This window comes from uncultured Rossellomorea sp., from assembly GCF_947488365.1.
Lineage (GTDB): Bacteria > Bacillota > Bacilli > Bacillales > Bacillaceae_B > Rossellomorea.
This window is the reverse complement of sequence record NZ_CANKZT010000001.1, coordinates 1,232,319-1,253,048: the sequence shown is the minus strand read 5'-3', so window position 1 is coordinate 1,253,048 and position 20,730 is coordinate 1,232,319. Positions and strand designations below refer to the sequence as shown.

Sequence of the window (20,730 nt, the reverse complement as noted above, 5' to 3'; positions counted from 1 at the left end):
CTATTGATTGTATTGCCCAATAGCTGTCTTTTTTATTTTATAAGACTTTTTTTGACAGTAAATAAATGAATTTAATAATATCGTAAAGAACATATAAACATGACAAAGGACCAATAGAAGGTGAATATATTGGAACACTTATTTGACCAAGATTGGGAAATAGTCCCCGCAGGCGGTGCAACTGGAGAAGCGTTCTTTGCTCAGTATCAGGAGCAAAGATTATTTCTGAAACGTAATTCCTCCCCTTTTGTAGCTGTATTATCAGCAGAAGGAATTGTGCCAAAGCTTGTTTGGACAAAACGAATGGAAAACGGGGATGTCATAACGGCACAACACTGGTTAAATGGGAGAGAATTAAAGCCTGAAGAGATGAAGGATGAAAGAGTGGCCAAGCTGCTCAATAAGATTCATTCCTCTAAGCCGCTTTCAACCATGCTTGAGCGGTTGGGAAAAGAGCCGTTTCAACCCGAGCATATGCTCACAGAAGTGGAGACAGGCTTAGAATTCGATCTTCTTTCATTACCTGTCATCAGAGAGGCACTCCTGTTTCTTCAAAAAGAGCTTGTGGATGTTCAACAAGAAGAATATGTAGTCTGCCACGGAGATGTTAATCATAACAACTGGCTGCTGTCTGATTACAACCAGTTGTATTTAATTGATTGGGACGGGGCCATGATTGCAGACCCGGCCTTTGATGTAGGTCTGTTATTATACTGGTATATCCCTGAGGAGCAATGGGAAGGCTGGTTAACTCAATACGGCGTTGAGTTAACCGATAACTTAAAGCTGCGAATGAAATGGTATGTGGTCGCACAAACGATTTTATCCATTCAGTGGCATAAAGGGAAAGCACGATTCCACGAGATGAATCATTGGATTGAATACTTGCATAAGGTGATCTGATTTATTAAGAGTAGCTATTCATATCCGTAACCCATTGGGACAAGTTTTCTTGATTGGTCGTGATATGGTTCGATAAGTCAGGTGAGGATATCCCGCTCTTACTGTACTGATAAATTTCTTGCAGGACAGGCTTTACGTTTTCATGAATATCAGCGTTAACCATTAATGACTTCACCAATCGTTCAACTTGCTCACATTCAGAAACCGAACCGCAGCAATCCGTGCTGTGATTGCTTAAAATATCTGATAATAACTGCATTTGATTCTGTGAATTTAAAGGCATAGAGTACACCCTTTCATTTTCGTCTCTCAAAGATTTAAAGAAAACACGTACTTTTTCAGCCCTTCAAAATGACCAGACCCGAAAAAGGAATTCACTATTAGTGTGTGAATTCCTTTTTCATTTATGCGCGCTTTTTGAGGGACGGACCTTAAGTGGGTATGTTAGCCAGAAGATCCGAAACGGGATTGGCTCTATTTTGGCTCTTGCACAGGACGGATAGTCGTGGTATGTTTTTTTCGATAATAAAAAAAGAGGTGTCTACATGCGTTTACGTAATAAACCGTGGGCTTCTGAGAAAATCAGTGACCATCCACAGTATGTTGTGGCAGAACCCCAGGAGATAAAAGGTCAATGGAATAAAGAGTTTGGTAATGACAATCCTATCCACATCGAGGTAGGAACAGGAAAAGGTCAATTTGTCACGGAGATGGCCAGAGCCAATCCGGACGTTAATTATATTGGAATCGAGTTATATGAAAGCGTCATTGTAACAGCTCTTGATCGTTTAATCGAAGCTGAGCTTCCTAACGTCAAGCTGTTAAATGTCGATGCAAAGAACCTGACTGAATACTTCGCATCGGAAGAAGTAAGTCGAGTATACTTGAACTTCTCTGATCCATGGCCGAAAAACAGACATGAAAAACGTCGACTGACTTATAAAGATTTTCTGAAGCTATATGAAGATGTGCTGATCAAAGGCGGAGAAATCCACTTTAAGACAGACAATCAAGGCTTATTCGAGTACTCATTAAAGAGCTTCTCCTGGTACGGCCTGCATCTGAATTTCTTGAGCCTCGACCTTCATAATAGTGAGTTTGAAGGCAATATCATGACTGAATACGAAGAAAAATTCTCAGCCAAAGGCCAAAGAATCTACCGGGTCGAAGCCCAATATCAAAATCAATAATTCACAGCTAAAGCAGCCCTGCAGATCTCGCAGGGCTGTTTTTTCATATTGGCTGCAGCGATCCGAGCATCCACCTATAAGTTGTCCGTAAATTCTGATAAAATAAAAGGGTATGAACAAAGGAGGAGTCAAAATGGAAACGTTGAAAGTTGGAGATCTAACGATACACTGGCTGAATGGCGGCGTCACTCACATGGATGGTGGAGCTATGTTCGGAGTGGTCCCAAAGCCTCTTTGGTCAAAAAAATATGCCGTGAATGACTTGAATCAGATCGAATTACGAACAGATCCGCTCTTTTTCAAATGGGAAGGGAAGAATGTATTAATTGAATCAGGTATTGGTAAAGGGAAGCTGAATGAGAAACAAAGACGTAACTATGGTGTGCATGAAGAGTCGGATATCGAGAGATCCCTCGAAGCACTGGGCTTGAAACCAGATGATATTGATGTGGTGTTGATGACCCACATGCATTTCGATCATGCTTGCGGTTTAACAAAATATGAGGGCGATACGCTTGTTCCTGTATTCCCGAATGCAACCATTTACACCTCCCAAGTGGAATGGGATGAAATGAGAAATCCGAATGTGCGCTCCCGCAATACATACTGGAAAGAAAATTGGGAGAGTATTCAATCCCAAGTGGAAACGTTCGAAGGAGAAAAGGAAGTACTTCCTGGAATCACAATGGTGCATACGGGAGGTCACAGTGACGGGCATTCGATTATCCTTTTAGAGCATAACGGGGAGAAGTTCATTCATATGGCAGATATCATGCCTACTCACGCGCACAAAAATCCACTGTGGGTACTGGCTTACGACGACTATCCAATGACGTCCATCGATGCCAAAGACAAGTGGATCAATCAAGCGATTGAAGGAGAATACTGGTTCCTATTCTATCATGATGCGGTTTATAGAGGGATCAAGTGGAATAGAGATGGAGAAATCGTTGATCACGTACTGAGGGAAAAATAATGATGTTTGAGAAAAGGATGGTCCCAAGGCATGTTGGGATCATCCTTTTAAATCATGCTGTTTTGCCATTTTTAAGATAAAGGATACACATCCACAACAGTGCCCGTATACGCATCTGCTAAAAATTCATATTGCTCCAGTTCACCGTCTTTTCTTCTGGATACGCCACCTTTATAAACTTTCGTTGTTACCGAGTGCTTCTGATAGTCTTCGGGCTTCATTCCGATCCAGGAGCCATCGATGTTCCCCTCTTTTTTGAATGAAAGTTTTACGTCCCTTAAAACTTTTTCGGCAGAAACCATGTTTGAATCATCCAGTTTTTCTTTAAGAAAATATCCGCCTACTGCCCCGATTCCGATTCCGATCATGAAAGATTTCCAGTTCATTTTTTATTCCCTCCACAGGCAATGAGTATTTGATGTTAAGGGATAGCATACTATCCACTATCTCCCTGGTGATTCTCGATAATTTTCCATCTATAGGTACATTCTATCAAAGAAATAATAAAAAAGAGAACTCCTTTTCATCTCAATTGGTGGTAAGACGTTCGAAAGTTCTGTAAAATAAGATTATACATAAAGTAGATTTTATATAAAAGGGGCATATGACATGAAACAAGATACGTTGGAACTTTTTAAAACATTGACTGAATTGCCGGGAGCACCCGGTAATGAGCATGCGGTCCGTAAATTTATGAAAGAACAATTGTCTCAATACTCAGATGACATTGTCCAGGATCGCCTGGGTGGGATATTTGGAGTGAAAAAAGGCAAAGATCAGGACCCTGTTGTCATGGTGGCGGGACATATGGATGAAGTAGGCTTTATGGTCACGTCCATTACGGATAATGGGATGATCCGTTTTCAAACCCTTGGCGGATGGTGGAGTCAGGTCCTGTTGGCTCAGCGTGTTCAGATCATTACGGATAACGGGCCTGTAACGGGTGTAATCGGAAGTATCCCCCCTCACTTGCTGGGAGAAGAACAACGAAGAAAGCCGATGGATATCAAGAATATGCTCATTGATATCGGTGCGGATGATCGGGATAATGCACTTGAAATCGGGATTAAACCAGGGCAGCAGATTGTACCGATTTGTCCGTTTACACCAATGGCGAATGAGAAAAAAATACTTGCAAAGGCCTGGGATAACCGTTATGGATGCGGATTGTCCATTGAACTGTTAAAAGAGCTGCAAGGTGTGACACTTCCCAACACCCTATACTCTGGAGCCACGGTTCAGGAGGAAGTCGGACTACGCGGTGCCCAGACAGCAGCTAATATGATTAATCCGGATATTTTCTTTGCCCTCGATGCAAGTCCGGCAAATGATATGTCAGGGGACAAAAATGAATTTGGCCAATTAGGGAAAGGTGCTCTTCTTCGCATTCTTGATCGTTCAATGGTTACCCACAGAGGCATCAGGGAATTCGTTCTTGATACAGCTGAATCAAATGACATTCCTTATCAATATTTTGTTTCTCAAGGCGGAACAGATGCCGGAAGAGTACATATGTCAAATGAAGGGGTCCCAAGTGCAGTTGTTGGTATCTGTTCAAGATATATCCACACACATGCATCCATGATACATGTAGATGATTATGCAGCTGCGAAAGAACTGATTGTCAAATTAGTGAAGCAATGTGATCGTTCTACAATCCAATCGATTAAATCGAATGCATAAGTAACTCTTCTAAAAAAATAGACCAAAAAGACTGTCTCGTTCAGGTACTTCTTGAGACAGTTTTTTTATAGAGAGAAAAAGAGTGCGCCAGCACGGCGTCTCTTATATAGAAATGAGGTATTTATTTGTTAAAAGTAGCAATTGGAACGACCAACCCTGCAAAGGTACAAGCCATTCAAAAGGCATTCAACGAACAATACGAGGACGTTCTTTTCGAGTGTCTCAAAACAGAGTCTCATGTAAGTGAGCAGCCTTTTTCTGATCAAGAGACGATCGAAGGTGCGCTAAATCGAGCGAAGAACGTATTACGGGCATCAGATAGTGAGATTGGTATTGGTCTTGAAGGGGGAGTGACGGAATCACTATATGGAATGTTTGTCTGTAACTGGGGTGCTCTTGTGGATCGCAGCGGGAACGAAATCATCGGGGGAGGTGCCAGGATTTCCTTACCTAAAGAAATCAGCAGCAAGTTAAAGGCTGGGAAAGAGCTGGGACCCCTGATGGACGAGTATACTCAAAAGTCTGGGGTTAGAAAAAAAGAAGGTGCTATCGGTGTGTTTACGAACGGGCTCATTACAAGAGAGGCCATGTTCCTGCACGTGGTTCAGCTGTTGATAGGCCAGTGGCAGTTCAGGAATAAGGTGTAGGGCAAATAATCCATCATACTTTTACCTATAAAAGGTACTTGGCCCATACCAAATCTACCAGCCCCTCATAGGATGGAGTATATCAGACTTTATTATATCTGATAAATTCTTTCTAAGGAGGTTAGAATTTATGGGATGCCATTATTGTAATGACCGAGTCGGAGGACGTCGCGATGATCATCGTGATGACAGAAGATGCTGTGACTGGGATAATTTTTTATTTGGTGACAGAAGAAGATGCAACCTATTTGGAGATGACGATGATCGTCGTAGAAGATGTCGCAGAAGAAGAGACGACGATGTTTTTGGAGCTGAAGATAACCGCAGAAGACGACGTAGAAGAAAATGTGGCTGTGACTTCTTTTAATAGTTGGAATGGGACTCCGTGTTGAAGCGGAGTTCCTTTTCTTTATCTCTACAAACTTTTTAACAAAGGCATAAGCCATACAAAAAACCCTCTGAAACCATTCAGAGGGTTAAATCAATTATTTTACACCTTTCATGTATGCCTGAATCTTAGGTGAAAGCAGGAATAGAGCAATACTCAATACGATTGCCATCCCTCCGATTGCACCAAAGTACATCGTTTCTGTTTCAGGTGTGTAGAAACGTACAAGCTGTGCATTCAACGCCTGTGCAGCAGCAGAAGCCAAGAACCAAAGACTCATTGTTTGAGCAGAGAATGCTTCTGGAGCAAGCTTCGTCGTGGCAGAAAGACCGACTGGTGATAAGCATAGCTCACCAAGTACAACGATGAGGTAACTAAGTACTAGCCATAATGGACTTACTAGTGAATCTTCTCCCCCGAAGTAGGCAGGTAATAGGATCACTAAGAATGATAAACCGGCAAACAATAGACCAAATGAGAATTTCTTTGGAATCGATGGTTGACGATCACCCAGTTTCACCCACATCCATGCAAATACTGGAGCTAATAGAATAATAAATAACGGGTTTAATGATTGGAACCAGGCTGGTGAAATGCTGATTCCCATGAATTCAAGGTCAGTTCTCTTATCAGCGTAAACTGCAAGGATGGTTGACCCTTGTTCTTGAATCGCCCAGAACATAACCGCTGCAATAAATAGCGGGATATAAGCTATTACCCTTGAACGTTCAGTTTCTGTTGTTTTCGGACTATAGTACATCACAATAAAGTAAATGGTTGGAACGACGATACCGAAGATACCTACTAAATTGATGAATACGTTTAATGTAAATAGGCCTGCTGGAATCGTAATACCTAAAATGATGGCAAGACCAACAACGACTAATCCTGCGATTAAACCATACTTTTTCTTTTCAGCTGGTGCAAGTGGATTTGGAACATACGTACCCGCAAGACCAAGGTTCTTTTTCTTTGTCGCCATAAAGACAACAAGACCTAAGAACATACCGATCGCTGCTACCGCGAATCCCCAATGGAATCCTTTTGTTTCCATAAGCTTACCGACAATCAGTGGAGCAATGAATGCACCAAGGTTGATACCCATATAGAAAATACTGAAAGCTGCATCGCGTCGAGTGTCACTTTCGCTATACATTTCACCGACAACAGTTGAAACGTTCGGTTTTAATAATCCTGTTCCGACAACGATCAATACCATCGAAACAAAGAACATGGCTAAACTTCCTGGAAATGATAGAGCAATATGACCAAACATGATGAATATTCCACCGTAGAAGACGGCTTTCGAAGTTCCGAATATTCTATCTGCCAGCCAGCCTCCGATTACTCCGGACATATATACAAGTGAACCATAGATCGACATGATTGCTAAGGCTGTGTTTTGCTCAAGGCCCAGACCGCCTTTTGAAACCTCATAGTACATGTAGAATACGAGGATGGCACGCATTCCGTAATAGGAAAAGCGCTCCCAAAATTCTGTGAAGAATAAAGTGAATAATCCCTTTGGATGTCCAAAGAAACCTTTTTGAGGGACACTATCCACAATTTTCTGTTTATTCATTGATGACATGTTACTACCTCCCTTATTCTTTTACTATAATATTTTAATATTTTCATAAAGTCAAAAAAAGTTTATAAATTGCTAATAATAACATAAAATGTCTTTAGATTGCCAATATTAAGTTATTTTTAAATAGTAAAAAAGTTCTGTTGTGTAGAAACTGTGACAGCATGAAAAAGGCTTGCCGTTCAATTTGAACGACAAGCCTTTTATTACTACTATTGATGTGATTATTCGGTTTCGAAAATATACGATAACGTGTTAATGGCTTGATCTATGTTTGTCACTGTAACACTTGCCTTATTGGAAAGCTCTTTTAACGGATGGTGTAGTTCTTCAGGACGAATAAGGATAAGGGGCTTTCCAAGTGTGATGGCGGTGCTCGCATCCATTGCAGTATTCCACTGTTTGTATTTTTCTCCAAACAAGGCAATCACTACATCGGCCTTTTTCATCAGTAGCTCTGTTCGAAGATTGTTAATGCTCGAAGCTGCCTCATCGCGGAGAATTTTATTTGGTTGTTCACCAAGGATTTCTTCTCCGATAGCATCGGAACGTTCGTGATTTTCCATCGGTCCGACGAAAGATAGAGGGAGATCAAGCTCTTTGGCTTTCCCTTTAAGATCGTTTCTCCAAGAACTATGTATTTCTCCTGCTAGATACACTGTAAATTCCATCGTTTTCACCCTCCTGTTTTTAGTCATTTTATCATAAATACCCTATGTGAGTTAAAAATAACCTGTTTTCCCATTAAAAAGGCAGGCTTTCTTGTTGGAAGGGTTGTCAGGTGGTACTTTGTGAGGGTATCATAAGCGTAGGTCCTAAGCATGAAAGGGAGGATAAGTATAGGATGAAAATCATACACTCAATCATTTTCTTTATCCTTGTGCTTATTTTAGCTGGATGCAACACGACAATCGATAAAGAAAAAGAAGAGACAGCCAAAGTGGTGGAGAACACACTAAGTTCAAATGAAGCAGCCAAAGAAGAGGCTGGAAACATTAACTTTTATCTTCCATTTGGAGCCAAAATAGAAAAAGAATCGCCTAATAATATCATTATTTCAAAAAGCTCTGATACTTTTATCCTTTTTACAAACCCTCAAGAACAAAAAGATAGTGAACTTCTATATAAAATGGCCATTAGTGACAATGAAAATCTCTTGAAACATGGGACTTTTAAAGAGGACAATCGCTTAGGATACTATGTCATTAAGAAACTGCCCGATACAGAAGAATACGAACTGATTGTTGGAGTGGGTGGAACAAAGATAACAACCCAAGCGGAGTTAGATGATTTAGCAGATCATGCAGAAGTGATGATGAAAATGGCAGCTTCAGTTAAACATAAATCCTAACGATACAGACCGATTTCCTGCTTAGGTGGGAATCGGTCTTTTTTTGCTCTTTTTTCAAAGATTGTTTTTTATGGCCGGGCTCTGTCAATCAATATGTGCTGGATGTTGAGGGGAACTGCTTCGCTTGCAGCTAGCGTTCGGCCGAGCCTCCTCAGCTTATCCGAACGGGTTCGCGGCACGACCGTACTTTCGCAGGAGTCTACGCAGTTCCCCTCACCATTTTTAAGAGATTTTCGTGACAGAGCTACAAGGTGTCAAAATTAATAACAATTCACTTTAAAAGAGTTGCTTGCTAAAGTTTTTGGTTTTTTTATTTCTTCTTAAGGAAACATTCTCCGATAGTTGGTTGGAGCGGAAGGATGCTCGACTCCTGCGGGAATAGCTGGACAGGTGAGACCCCGGAGGCTCACCGCCAGCCCCGCGGAAAGCGAGCATCCTGTAGCGGAAATCAACTACTACATTCTTCTTTAAGATAGTCAGAAATTTTGCGGAAAGAGTCTTTTTTATTCACGTGAATAGATACTCTTTAATTAAAGGAAAAATAGAAGGAAATTCATTGCCGGGTAAAGGTAAAATATATAGACAAAATAAACAAGTGTCTTTACACTAGTAAAAGTAGAAGGGTTAACACAGAGGAGAGGACTTAAGTGAGAGAATTCTTAAAGAGTAAAGGCATTACATTATCTGCAAAGGTTTATTTCATAGATGCGTTAAGCTATATGGCATTAGGGTTGTTCAGTTCGTTGATCATCGGATTAATCATTAAGACGATCGGGGAACAACTTCCAATTTCCCCTGGTTTAAGTGAATTTTTCATAGAGATGGGCGGTCTGGCAATCAGCTTGATGGGTCCCGCGATTGGGGTAGCGATTGCCTTTGGTCTCGGGGCTCCACCCCTAGTCCTATTTGCTGCGGTGGTAACGGGAGCAGCCGGCGCGAGCTTAGGTGGGCCGGCGGGAGCTTATGTAGCGGCTGTCATATCCACGGAAATCGGCAAGCTTGTCAGCAAAACAACGAAAGTGGATATCATTGTCACTCCATTCGTCACCATCCTTGGCGGATTCACAACAGCTTATTTTATCGGACCGGGAATCGCTGACTTTATGAGTATGTTTGGAAGCTGGATCAGCTGGGCGACAGAGCAAAGACCGATTATTATGGGTATTTTGGTTGCCGCCCTCATGGGTCTTGCATTGACGGCCCCAATCTCAAGCGCAGCCATCGCCCTTATGCTTGAGTTGAACGGGGTGGCTGCCGGCGCTGCTACGATTGGATGTGCTGCCCAAATGGTAGGCTTTGCTGTCATCAGCTATAGGGAGAATAAAGTGGGGGGATTGATTGCACAAGGAATAGGTACTTCGATGCTTCAAGTGCCTAATATTATCCGAAACCCCCGAATCCTTATTCCCCCGACCGTTGCGGGCATGATATTGGCACCCATCGGAACCACTATTTGGTTAATGGAAAACAATGCAGCTGGCGCTGGAATGGGAACAAGTGGTTTTGTTGGTCAAATCATGACTTTTAAAACGATGGGATTCAGCTGGGATGTAACCATGAAGGTCCTTCTGTTGCATATTGTTGGACCTGCATTCATAAGCCTGTTAATATCTGAATATATGCGTAAACTAGGTTGGATTAAACCTAATCAAATGACGATTGAAACAGGGGGAAAATAAAATGCGCAAGCTTGAATCAGTGGAAGAATTCCATCAGTTGAAAGAAAACGGCAAGCATGTATTTATGTTTTCTGCAGACTGGTGTCCCGATTGCCGGATCATCGAGCCAATCCTTCCGGAAATCGAGAGCCAATATTCAGAGTACACATTCCTATACGTAGATCGAGATCAATTTATTGATCTGTGCATTGAATTGGATATCTTCGGAATTCCAAGCTTTCTGGCATACGGAGACGGCCGTGAACTGGGGCGTTTCGTAAGCAAGGACCGGAAATCAAAAGAACAAATCGAGGACTTTATGAACTCATTAGCTTTGTAATAACAGCAAAAGGGATCACCTTATTTTGGGATCCCTTTTCTTTTTGCCTTAAATGAAACAGGTTCCTTTTGTATTCTAAAGATTTTGATGTAAAATGTTATAAGTGAATGAATCAAAGATGAAAGTATTGGATCGATACTTTCTATTATAAAAGTACCACCAAAGGAGGATCAGATTTGGACATAAAAAAGCTAAAAGGTATACTCCAGGAACGATTAGAGAAACCAAATCGTACGTTTACATATGATCGAGATAAGGATTCACTGAGAATTGAGAACACCGATACTAATAAAGGCATTACCGTAGCCCTGCCTCCTATCGTATCTAAATGGAAAGAAAACAATAAGTCGATTATCGATGAAGTGGTCTATTATGTTGAGGAAGCTTTAAATGTAATGGGAACTGGAGCAGATCTTGGGAACAAAGAGAAAAAAGTGTTTCCAGTGATCCGTTCCACATCTTTTGCCACCGAATCCAATGAAGGGGTTGCCCTCGTTACGGATGATCATACAGCTGAAACGCGTATCTATTATGCTGTTGACCTTGGGAAAACGTACCGCCTTTTAGATGAAAATATGCTAAAGGCTGAAGGATGGACTCACGAGCAAATGAAGGAAACCGCCTTATTCAATGTAAGAAGCTTGCCGACAGAAATGAAAAAGGATGAAGTAGCAGGAAACATCTTCTATTTTCTGAACAATAATGATGGATATGATGCAAGTCGAATATTGAATGACGCTTTCTTAAAACAAGTCAGCAATGATGTTCAAGGTGAAATGACCGTATCGGTACCTCATCAGGATGTGCTGGTCATCGGGGATATTCGCAATGAAACAGGTTATGATGTCCTGGCTCAACTAACGATGAGCTTCTTTACAACAGGAAATGTACCAATTACGGCACTTTCCTTTGTGTATGAAGAGGGAGAATTAGAGCCGATCTTCATTCTGGCAAAAAATCGCAAAAAGGAAAGGGAGAAGAAATAATGAACGTATTTTATAACTTAGAAGGTATTGGTGATACCCTGATCGTTACAATGCATCCAGGGTTTGAGGGAGAAGTTCAGCATGAAAGAAAAGAAGATGCAGCACGTTTGTTTGATGAGAAAACAGGGAAAACACTTGGGTATAACCTATTCCATGCATCAAAGTATATGGATTTAAGTGAAGTGGGACCTGTCGAAATGAATGAAGAGAAGCTCCAATTGATCAATGAAGCCATCAAGAAGAACGGTTTCGATGAAGTATTGGAAGCAGACTTTTCACCAAAATTCGTGGTAGGATTTGTGTCTGAAAAAGAAAAGCATCCAAACGCAGATAAATTGAACATTTGTACCGTGGATGTTGGGGATGAAACCCTGCAAATCGTGTGTGGCGCCCCTAATGTTGACAAAGGACAAAAAGTCGTTGTTGCGAAAGTTGGAGCTGTCATGCCAAGCGGAATGGTCATCAAAGATGCAGAGCTTCGCGGAGTGGCCTCATCAGGCATGATTTGTTCTGCCAAAGAACTGGCACTTCCAGATGCTCCCCAAGAAAAAGGGATCCTCGTTCTTGAAGATACTTACCAAGTAGGTCAGCCATTCACAGCTTAAAAATGTATACCTGGGTCCGGAGTATGGGCTCAGGTATTTTTGTTTTTATTAATGTTAGAGGTCGTACGATTGGGATGTATATAAACTTGTATATGGCAAGTTTATTTTAATTAGATTTTTTACCGAGTTCTGGGAAAATACATAGATCATTCATAAGTTGATTGGAGCGGAAGGTGCTCGACTCCTGCGGGAGAAGCGGGACAGTACGAAAAGCGGAGGGGCTTTGCCCAGGGGCGAAAGCATAAGACGAGTCTGCCGGAAAGGCGCTCTATGCCTTTTTGGCAGACTTGGCTTATGCCTCGAGCCCCTAAGCCCCGTAGCTGGACAGGTGAGACCCCGGAAGCGAAGCTGAGGAGGTTCACCGCCCGCCCCGCGGAAAGCGAGCACCTGGAGCGGAAATCAACCACTACTCGCTCTGCAACATATTTCCGAAAATATCTTCCAAAACGTATTACATTCTCTTTACACCTATGTTTATTTCGACACAATCCCTTAACAATTCTCCTATTCTATCGAAATGACTCGAATTTTTCTCTTTAACTGATAAAATATAAATAAGTATGAAAGAAAGAGTGATGTTTGTGAGTTGGATTAAAAAAATGTTTGGCAAATTATCAGATAATGATGAACAATTTGAAGAGTATTATGATGAAAAAAATGATGAAGTTCAGCATATAGAACGTAAAAAAACTGAACGTAAAAATATAGTAGGGCCCAATCATTCAAGAGATGTAGAAGCAAGAATGACGTATCAATATCCTAAAGGGAATTTTCGCTTTCCCCTTATATCGGATGGGGAAAATATAGAACGTCCACGAACGAATAGAAACCGTAGAAGCCAAGAGAAGGAAGAGCCAGCCAAGGAACAAAAGAATAAGAGCCGGAACCATCCTTCTAAACATACAAAGTGGAAAGAAGAAAAACCATCGGTTACTGTCAAAACGAAGAAAACTCCTAAAGTAGAAAAAGGAAATAGCAGGCCATTTACCCCAACGGAAATTCCGTCACCTATTTATGGTTTCAGAGGAAGACCGGTGAAAAAAGAAGAGCAAGTTGAGTTCGAACTTAAGAAATTTTTACATAATGACGAAGAAAGCAAAGAAGTTGTGATTGATCATGAAGCTCTATCAGCGGCAGAGGATTCAATTCCGTTGGAAAAAGAATCACAAGAAATCGCTGAAGCTGAGACAGCTGTCGAGAAATCCGAAAAACCTTTTAACCATGAACCAGTCGAAGTGATGACGAATTTCCGGGAGGAACATCTTGAACAACATCAGACTGAAGATGTTCTAATGGTAGAAGATGAAGTTATCGATGAAACAACGCCGGTTGATGAACCGGATCAAAAAGTAGAGCTTACTGAAGAAGTTTCACAGAAATCAAATGAACGTATTTCACTTATTTCGGAACTAGAGCAAGCACCCGAAGAGCAACATTTAGAGCAGGAGCATAATGACTCTGTGCAAGATGAAGAGCCTATCCAACAGCCTGCCTATTCTGCAAGGGATGAACAAGTACAGGAACCTGCTAAAGCTGTCCACGAGATACCAGCTCAAGAACCCGTTGTACAAAATGAGCCTCCGAGCGAGGATAACCGAGTACGGGAAGAGTCGGAATCGACACCTCCTCCACAACCACCAAAGGGGGAAGAGCCTAGGCAGCGAAAGAGATCTCATCTTCCTTTTAACGTATTGATGCTGAAACAAGATAAGCGGCAGTTGGATACGCGCAAAGCTCGAAATGTGGCGAGCAAGGAAAGTGAGCACCAAACATTAACTCAGAGGGCTGGAGAAGAAGAGAAGAAGGAAGAGCCTGTAAAGGAAGTAAATCAAGAAAGGGCAGCTGAATCAATATCCATACAGCATGCAGAAGAGAAAACATCGCAAGCTGGCCCTGTTCAAGGAGAAGAAGCGGTAAAGAGTTATAGCGAATTAAGCTCATCTTCTAAAAGGACAAGAGACTACGTCTTTCCTGAAATGGATTATCTGATGCCTCCTGTATCAAAGCAAATGAGCGAAGAATGGCTTGATTCGCAAAGGATTTTACTGGACGAGACCCTTCATAATTTTAATGTGAGGGCCAAAGTAGTGAATGTCACACAAGGCCCGTCTGTCACTAGATTCGAGGTTCAACCGGAACCTGGCGTGAAGGTGAATAAAATTACCAATCTATCAGATGATATCAAGCTTAGCCTGGCTGCAAGGGATATACGAATGGAGGCCCCTATTCCAGGTAAGCATACGATTGGTATTGAAGTGCCTAACCGGGAGAGCCGGCCGGTCTGCATTAGTGAAGTCATCGCGAGTCCGGCCTTTCAAGAGCCCACTTCCCCATTGACCGCTGCTCTTGGTCTGGACATTTCCGGACAGCCGATTGTGACTGATTTAAGCAAAATGCCACACGGACTCATCGCCGGTGCTACCGGTTCAGGTAAAAGTGTATGTATTAACTCAATACTCGTGAGTCTTTTGTACAAAGCATCACCGGATGAATTGAAAATGCTCCTCATCGATCCGAAAATGGTAGAGCTTGCTCCCTATAACCGGATCCCACATCTTGTCAGTCCGGTTATAACAGATGTGAAGGCAGCTACTGCAGCTCTTAAATGGGCTGTCGAGGAAATGGAAAGAAGATACGAATTATTTGCTCATACAGGTGTACGGGATATTAAACGCTTTAATGAACTGGCTAAACGGAATAAACAATACAGCGATATGCTTCCATATCTAGTCATAGTCATTGATGAGTTAGCCGACTTGATGATGATGTCGCCGGCGGATGTTGAAGAAGCGATATGCCGAATCGCCCAAAAGGCACGTGCCTGCGGGATTCACCTGATCATTGCGACTCAACGGCCTTCAGTCGATGTTATTACAGGCTTGATTAAAGCCAATGTACCAACACGAGTGGCGTTTTCCGTTTCATCAAGCGTCGATTCAAGAACAATCATTGATGGGAGCGGTGCTGAAAGGCTATTGGGTAAAGGTGATATGCTCTTCCTGGAAAATGGTTCATCGAAGCCGGTCCGCTTACAGGGAACCTTCGTGTCCGATGACGAAATCGATGACATCATCAATCATGTAAGAGAGCAAAGAGAACCGGATTACCTCTTTCAACAGGATGAATTAATCAAGAAAGCACAAGTTACCGAGGAAGAAGATGAATTATTTTTAGAGGCATGTGAATTTGTCGTCGACCAGGGTGGGGCTTCTGCTTCGGCCTTGCAGCGCAGATTCAGAATCGGCTATAACCGGGCGGCGAGATTAATGGAAATGATGGAGAGTAATGGAATCATTTCAGAGTCCAGAGGCAGTAAACCAAGGGATGTCCTGATTTCCGAAAGTGAATTGGAGACTCTGGCATAGACTAGTAGAATCATTTAATACATGGTATTCTGTTTATATGTGTCCTTTTAGGATTCAGTAAACAGAATACCTATTTTTATGTAGGAAGAGCCATAAGGAGCTTTAATAATGAAAGAAATAGAATTGAAACTTCAAGGAAAACTCAACAGATTGACCAATCATACATTTAAGTTTGACGAAAGAATCAAGGATGGCTGGTTTTCAGCTGTTTATTTTTTGAAAACGAAGGAAATCGCCAAAAAGTATAAACCGGATGCCGTTGTCACCATGCAATTCTTTCAAAAGAATCATGCCGTTATTTGTGGAACGGATGAAGTCATTGCACTTCTACATAGTTTTGCCGATAACCCGCAAAATCTCGAGATCCACTCTTTAAAAGATGGGGATCAAATTTCACCATTTGAAACGGTACTGACCATCAAGGGACGCTACCAGGACTTTGGCTATTTGGAAGGGATCATAGATGGCATCCTGGCAAGAAGAACATCAGTGGCGACGAGTGTCTATAATGTAATGAAAGCTGCCTCTATTTCAGGTAAACAAAAACCTGTCATCTTCATGGGTGATCGAGATGATCACTTTACTCAGCAAGCCGGTGATGGATATGCAGCATTCATAGGTGGATCTACAGCTCAGGCTACCCATGCCATGAACGAATGGTGGGGGAAGAAAGGGATGGGAACCATGCCGCATGCCCTCATCCAATTATTCAATGGAGATATCGTAGAAGCCACTAAAGCTTACCAGGAAACATTTCCTGAAGACGAGCTGATCGCTCTGGTAGACTATAATAATGATGCCATTACAGACTCATTAAAGGTAGCGCGGGAGTTTGGCCCTGAATTAAAAGGGGTAAGGGTAGATACATCACGAATGATGATCGATAAATACTTCCTCCGTAATCAACACGTGCTCGGCACATTTGACCCGCGGGGAGTAAATATGCAACTCATTAATGCATTAAGACAGGCATTGGATGAAGAGGGGTTCCACCACGTCAAGATTGTGGTGTCAGGTGGGTTTAACGAAGATCGTATTCGCCAGTTTGAGGAAAATCAGGTTCCGGTTGATATGTATGGAGTGGGAAGCAGTCTTCTGAAAATCCATGTCGGTTTTACAGGAGATAACGTCGTAATAGATGGTTCCCCTGAAGCCAAGGCAGGGAGAAAACTCCGTCCAAACCCCCGACTGGAAAAAGTAGAATTCGAATAGGTGAGAGGATGCAAGAAACAGACAGCCTTTTAAATCTAGAGCAATATAGAGTTAAAAAGCAGCGAATGGCCGAGGATCATATAAAAGACCTATACAGAAAAGCGCACGAGTACGCTTTGAAGGAAACGAACATTAGAGAAAAGGTACGGGCCAAGATGATGTTCTCTAAACGTTTTCTTTTACATGATGAGTCTCGGATGGATGAAGAAACCAAAAAGCTCTTTCAAGAATGGTTTTTGTTTGATTACAAAACCATCAAGGGGCAAACCCTGTTCTTTCAATTTCTTCAGTCCCATTCACTGCATGAATCAGTAAAACTGCTTGGTGCCATCATGCTGACAGCAGCGTGGGAGCCCGTCACCATTGGAAAAATCGATACACAGGATGAAGAAGCTACTTTTACATGTCTAAATATCATTCAGGATGAAGAAAGTTCTGTTAAAACAAACCTTGATTGTAAAGAAAAGGGAATTGTTGAGAATGGGATCTATTTCGTGAGGAAAGTCCCGTTGGTGACACATCAGTGGATCTTAGGTCCTGTTTTCCCCGTCAAATCAGAGGGGATTTTATCAGATATGAAAAATCATTATGGTCAAATGAATCAAAAAACTGGAGTATTATGGAGAACGTATTTAAAAGAAGAAGCACCAAACTTCATTCTACACAGTCTTTCGTAGCTTGTGCATGGTCAGGGATTTTAAAAAATGATATAATATTTCAAGTTGAAGAAAGTTCGCTTTTTTCTATACTCAATATCAAAAGCTTAAGACCGATAGCAAAATAATATTCATTTCATATAATGCTTTTAGATAGACGATTGTTGGAGGTTCTATTATGACTATATATCATTTCGTAGGAATTAAGGGGTCGGGTATGAGTGCTTTAGCCCAAATACTCCACGATATGGACTACGAGGTCCAAGGATCTGACGTAGATAAATATTTCTTTACTCAGAAGGCACTGGATGAATCAAATATAAAAATTCTTCCTTTCCAAAAAGAAAACATTGGAGGGGATATGCATGTGATCGCAGGAAATGCATTTCCTGACACGCATGAAGAAATTCAGGCAGCTGTCGAGCAAGGGTTACCCCTCACTAGATATCATAAATTTCTTGGAGAATTCATGCAGAAATTTACAAGTGTAGCGGTAACGGGTGCACACGGAAAAACGTCTACAACTGGTTTATTAGCACATGTCATCAGTGGTGCAAAGCCGACTTCATTTCTTATTGGGGATGGAACAGGCAAAGGTGAAGTGGATGCTCAGTACTTTGTATTTGAAGCGTGCGAATATCGCCGTCACTTCTTGTCTTATTTCCCTGACTATGCCATCATGACGAACATTGACTTTGATCATCCTGATTACTTTGCCAATGTAGATGACGTTTTCTCTGCCTTCCAGGAGATGGCGATGCAAGTGAAAAAGGGAATCATCGCATGTGGAGATGACGAACAGCTACAGAAAATCCAGGCTCAAGTGCCAGTCGTATTTTACGGCTTCGCTGAGGAAAATGACTTCCAGGCGAGAAACGTATCGCGGGACAGAAGCGGAACAACATTCGATGTGTTTGTGCGTAATGAATTTTATGCAACATTTAAAATACCAACCTTCGGGGATCACAATATCATGAATGCTTTATCCGTCATTGCGATCTGTCATTATGAAGAGCTGGATACAGCCATCGTTCAAGAGAGATTAAGCACATTTAAAGGAGTTAAACGCCGCTTTTCTGAAAAAGAGGTGGGCACTCAAATCCTGATCGACGATTATGCTCATCACCCGACTGAAATCAAAGCAACCGTGGATTCTGCAAGACAGAAATATCCTGAAAAAGAAATCATTGCTGTCTTCCAGCCTCACACATTTACACGTACGCAAACCTTCCTTTCCGAGTTTGCAGAAACCCTGAGTCTAGCAGACAAAGTGTACTTATGTGAAATCTTCGGTTCCGCAAGGGAAAATCATGGGAAACTTTCGATCAACGATCTTGGAAGCAAGATTGAAGGATGCGAGATTATAGATGAACAAGATACGACTGCCTTACTCAAACATGAAAACGCAGTGCTGATTTTCATGGGAGCAGGAGACGTACAAAAGTTCCAACAAGCGTATGAAAAAACGCTGGAGGAACAGGTAGCAGAAAATTAATATGGAAAAACCGGTTCTTATGGGAGCCGGTTTTTTCTATTTTGTAAGGTTGAATTGATTATGATAGCTGGGTTCGACAGTTGAAAATGGTGGGGAATTTAACTGTTTAAAAAAGCGGTGTTTTTAACAGGCAAATAAAGGTTAAAATTTAACAGGTGAAAATTTGTTAAATTTCAACAGGCAAAAAATTAGTTGAATTCAACAGGCAAAAAAAGGCTGAAATTCAACAGGCAAAAAATTAGTTGAATTTAACAGGCAAATATCCCAAGAATTTCAACAGGCAATCATTCTCAAGTGTTCAACATCCAATCAGTCGGCCCTCCAAAGATTCACACTACAATAAAAAGCCACCGTCATGATTCATGACGGTGGCTTTTTCGTTTACTTCAAATTCTCAGGATTCAGCACATCTAGTTCTTCAATGACAAATCGACCGTCTTTGCGAATTAATACATCATCGAAATAGATCTCGCCTCCACCATACTCAGGACGCTGAATCATCACCATATCCCAGTGAATGTTCGAGTGGTTTCCATTATACGCTTCTTCGTAGCATTCACCCGGTGTAAAGTGGAAGCTGCCATCAATCTTTTCGTCAAATAAGATGTCCTGCATCGGATGCTGGATGTATGGATTCACACCAATGGCGAATTCACCTACGTATCTTGCCCCTTCATCCGTATCAAAGATTTTGTTGATTCGCTCAGTGTCATTTGCAGTAGCTTCAACAATCTTACCTTCTTTGAATGTCAATTTTACATTTTCGAACGTAAATCCGTTATATGGAGATGGCGTATTGTAAGAAATCACGCCGTTCACCGAATTCTTCACAGGTGCACTGTACACTTCACCATCGGGAATGTTCAGGCGTCCCGCACATTTCACTGCAGGAATGTCCTTGATTGAGAATGTAAGGTCCGTCCCTTCTCCGACAAGGCGGACTTTATCCGTTTTGTTCATGAGTTCGACCAGGTTATCCATGGCACTGTCCATTTTGCTGTAGTCCAGGTTGCAGACATCGAAGTAGAAGTCTTCGAAGCCTTCTGTACTCATATTGGCGAGCTGTGCCATCGAAGCAGTCGGATAGCGGAGCACGACCCACTTTTTCTTAGGGACACGAATTTCTCTATGTACTTTTTTACCAATTGTATTTCCATGGATCTTCATCTTTTCGTCAGGTACATCCGATTGTTCACTGATATTATCACCTGAGCGCAAACCGATATACGCATCCATCTGTTCCATGACATTCGCTTCAAAGCTTGCAATCATGTTGTATTGTTCTTCTTGGGCACCCATCAATAATGCGCGGTCTACTGCGTGATCTTTAAGTGACACAAAAGGATATCCCCCGGCTGCATATGCTTCCTTAACGAGTGCTGTCACTAGTTCCCGTTGCAAGCCGAAGTTTTCGATCAATACTTTCTCTCCAGGCTGTAACTGCACGGAATATTGAATTAAATTTTTTGCCAGTTTTTCAATGCGTGGATCTTTCATGTTATCTTCCCCTTTGTATATAGTCCATTTTATTGTACCCTAAAACATGATTTAATGGATGCGATAAACAAAATGAGAAAAGCTAAAAGAAGAAATATTTTTTATTTTTTCATGCAGGAGAATTCATGAGAAAGGAAGAAATACTAGTATAATGTTTATTTGTTTATGATAAGGGTAAAGAATTTCTATA

At 41.7% G+C, this 20,730-nt stretch carries 20 protein-coding genes; 15 read left to right on the top strand and 5 right to left on the bottom strand.

Annotation, left to right across the window (positions count from 1 at the left end):
• Positions 1–129: 129 nt before the first annotated feature.
• Positions 130–903 carry a phosphotransferase family protein gene (locus Q1B03_RS06485; protein ID WP_299739387.1) on the top strand — a complete coding sequence of 258 codons (774 nt, stop codon included), beginning with the start codon at positions 130–132 and terminating at the stop codon, positions 901–903.
• 4 nt (positions 904–907) lie between these two features.
• On the opposite strand, the gene Q1B03_RS06480 is transcribed toward Q1B03_RS06485, so the two are convergent.
• Complete coding sequence (locus Q1B03_RS06480) at positions 908–1,186, bottom strand: YtzH-like family protein (protein ID WP_299739385.1); 279 nt, start codon at positions 1,184–1,186, stop codon at positions 908–910.
• A gap of 262 nt (positions 1,187–1,448) precedes the next feature.
• Here Q1B03_RS06480 and trmB point away from each other — a divergent pair, with 262 nt between their 5' ends.
• Positions 1,449–2,093 carry a tRNA (guanosine(46)-N7)-methyltransferase TrmB gene (gene trmB, locus Q1B03_RS06475; protein WP_299739383.1) on the top strand — a complete coding sequence of 215 codons (645 nt, stop codon included), beginning with the start codon at positions 1,449–1,451 and terminating at the stop codon, positions 2,091–2,093.
• Positions 2,094–2,226: 133 nt separating this feature from the next.
• Positions 2,227–3,069, top strand: coding sequence for an MBL fold metallo-hydrolase (locus Q1B03_RS06470; protein ID WP_299739381.1), 843 nt, complete (start codon positions 2,227–2,229; stop codon positions 3,067–3,069).
• 71 nt (positions 3,070–3,140) lie between these two features.
• Here Q1B03_RS06470 and Q1B03_RS06465 read toward each other — a convergent pair whose 3' ends face one another.
• Entirely contained in the window at positions 3,141–3,455 is a 315-nt protein-coding gene (locus tag Q1B03_RS06465) for a PepSY domain-containing protein (RefSeq protein WP_299739379.1), read from the bottom strand.
• Between the two features lie 223 nt (positions 3,456–3,678).
• Between Q1B03_RS06465 and Q1B03_RS06460 the strand changes: the two genes are divergently transcribed.
• The 3 genes from Q1B03_RS06460 (at position 3,679) to Q1B03_RS06450 (ending at position 5,791) form a co-directional block, all read left to right on the top strand.
• Positions 3,679–4,752 (top strand): M42 family metallopeptidase, encoded by a 1,074-nt coding sequence (locus Q1B03_RS06460; RefSeq protein ID WP_299739377.1) that lies wholly within the window; start codon positions 3,679–3,681, stop codon positions 4,750–4,752.
• 125 nt (positions 4,753–4,877) lie between these two features.
• Positions 4,878–5,399: a DUF84 family protein gene (locus Q1B03_RS06455; protein WP_299739375.1), complete on the top strand. Its 522-nt coding sequence runs from the start codon at positions 4,878–4,880 to the stop codon at positions 5,397–5,399.
• A 149-nt stretch (positions 5,400–5,548) separates the two neighbouring features.
• Positions 5,549–5,791 (top strand): hypothetical protein, encoded by a 243-nt coding sequence (locus tag Q1B03_RS06450; protein ID WP_299739373.1) that lies wholly within the window; start codon positions 5,549–5,551, stop codon positions 5,789–5,791.
• Positions 5,792–5,884: 93 nt separating this feature from the next.
• Here Q1B03_RS06450 and Q1B03_RS06445 read toward each other — a convergent pair whose 3' ends face one another.
• Positions 5,885–7,378, bottom strand: a complete 1,494-nt coding sequence (locus Q1B03_RS06445; protein ID WP_299739371.1) for a peptide MFS transporter — start codon at positions 7,376–7,378, stop codon at positions 5,885–5,887.
• Between the two features lie 221 nt (positions 7,379–7,599).
• Complete coding sequence (locus tag Q1B03_RS06440; RefSeq protein ID WP_299739369.1) at positions 7,600–8,046, bottom strand: YtoQ family protein; 447 nt, start codon at positions 8,044–8,046, stop codon at positions 7,600–7,602.
• Positions 8,047–8,219: 173 nt separating this feature from the next.
• On the opposite strand from Q1B03_RS06440, the gene Q1B03_RS06435 reads away from it, so the two are divergent.
• The 9 genes from Q1B03_RS06435 to murC all read left to right on the top strand — a co-directional run bounded on the left by Q1B03_RS06435 (position 8,220) and on the right by murC (position 19,043).
• Positions 8,220–8,726: a hypothetical protein gene (locus tag Q1B03_RS06435; RefSeq protein ID WP_299739367.1), complete on the top strand. Its 507-nt coding sequence runs from the start codon at positions 8,220–8,222 to the stop codon at positions 8,724–8,726.
• Between the two features lie 647 nt (positions 8,727–9,373).
• Positions 9,374–10,405, top strand: a complete 1,032-nt coding sequence (locus tag Q1B03_RS06430) for a PTS transporter subunit IIC (RefSeq protein ID WP_299739365.1) — start codon at positions 9,374–9,376, stop codon at positions 10,403–10,405.
• A 1-nt stretch (position 10,406) separates the two neighbouring features.
• On the top strand, positions 10,407–10,724 hold the full coding sequence (locus Q1B03_RS06425) for a thioredoxin family protein (RefSeq protein ID WP_299739363.1): 318 nt from the start codon (positions 10,407–10,409) through the stop codon (positions 10,722–10,724).
• Between the two features lie 176 nt (positions 10,725–10,900).
• The gene (locus Q1B03_RS06420; protein ID WP_299739361.1) at positions 10,901–11,710 is read left to right on the top strand and encodes a DUF1444 domain-containing protein; all 810 of its coding nucleotides are present in this window, start codon (positions 10,901–10,903) and stop codon (positions 11,708–11,710) included.
• Positions 11,710–12,315, top strand: coding sequence for a YtpR family tRNA-binding protein (ytpR, locus tag Q1B03_RS06415; protein ID WP_299739359.1), 606 nt, complete (start codon positions 11,710–11,712; stop codon positions 12,313–12,315). The genes Q1B03_RS06420 and ytpR overlap by 1 nt, the downstream gene beginning before the upstream one ends.
• A gap of 581 nt (positions 12,316–12,896) precedes the next feature.
• Positions 12,897–15,680, top strand: coding sequence for a DNA translocase FtsK (locus Q1B03_RS06410; protein ID WP_299739357.1), 2,784 nt, complete (start codon positions 12,897–12,899; stop codon positions 15,678–15,680).
• Positions 15,681–15,788: 108 nt separating this feature from the next.
• The gene (locus Q1B03_RS06405; RefSeq protein ID WP_299739355.1) at positions 15,789–16,892 is read left to right on the top strand and encodes a nicotinate phosphoribosyltransferase; all 1,104 of its coding nucleotides are present in this window, start codon (positions 15,789–15,791) and stop codon (positions 16,890–16,892) included.
• Positions 16,893–16,900: 8 nt separating this feature from the next.
• A complete protein-coding gene (locus Q1B03_RS06400; RefSeq protein WP_299739353.1) occupies positions 16,901–17,569 on the top strand; it encodes a hypothetical protein in 669 nt (222 codons plus the stop codon).
• Positions 17,570–17,726: 157 nt separating this feature from the next.
• Positions 17,727–19,043, top strand: a complete 1,317-nt coding sequence (gene murC / locus Q1B03_RS06395) for a UDP-N-acetylmuramate--L-alanine ligase (protein ID WP_299739351.1) — start codon at positions 17,727–17,729, stop codon at positions 19,041–19,043.
• Between the two features lie 381 nt (positions 19,044–19,424).
• Here the strand turns inward: murC and Q1B03_RS06390 are convergent, their stop codons facing one another.
• Positions 19,425–20,540, bottom strand: a complete 1,116-nt coding sequence (locus Q1B03_RS06390; RefSeq protein WP_299739349.1) for an aminopeptidase — start codon at positions 20,538–20,540, stop codon at positions 19,425–19,427.
• Between the last annotated feature and the right edge of the window lie 190 nt (positions 20,541–20,730).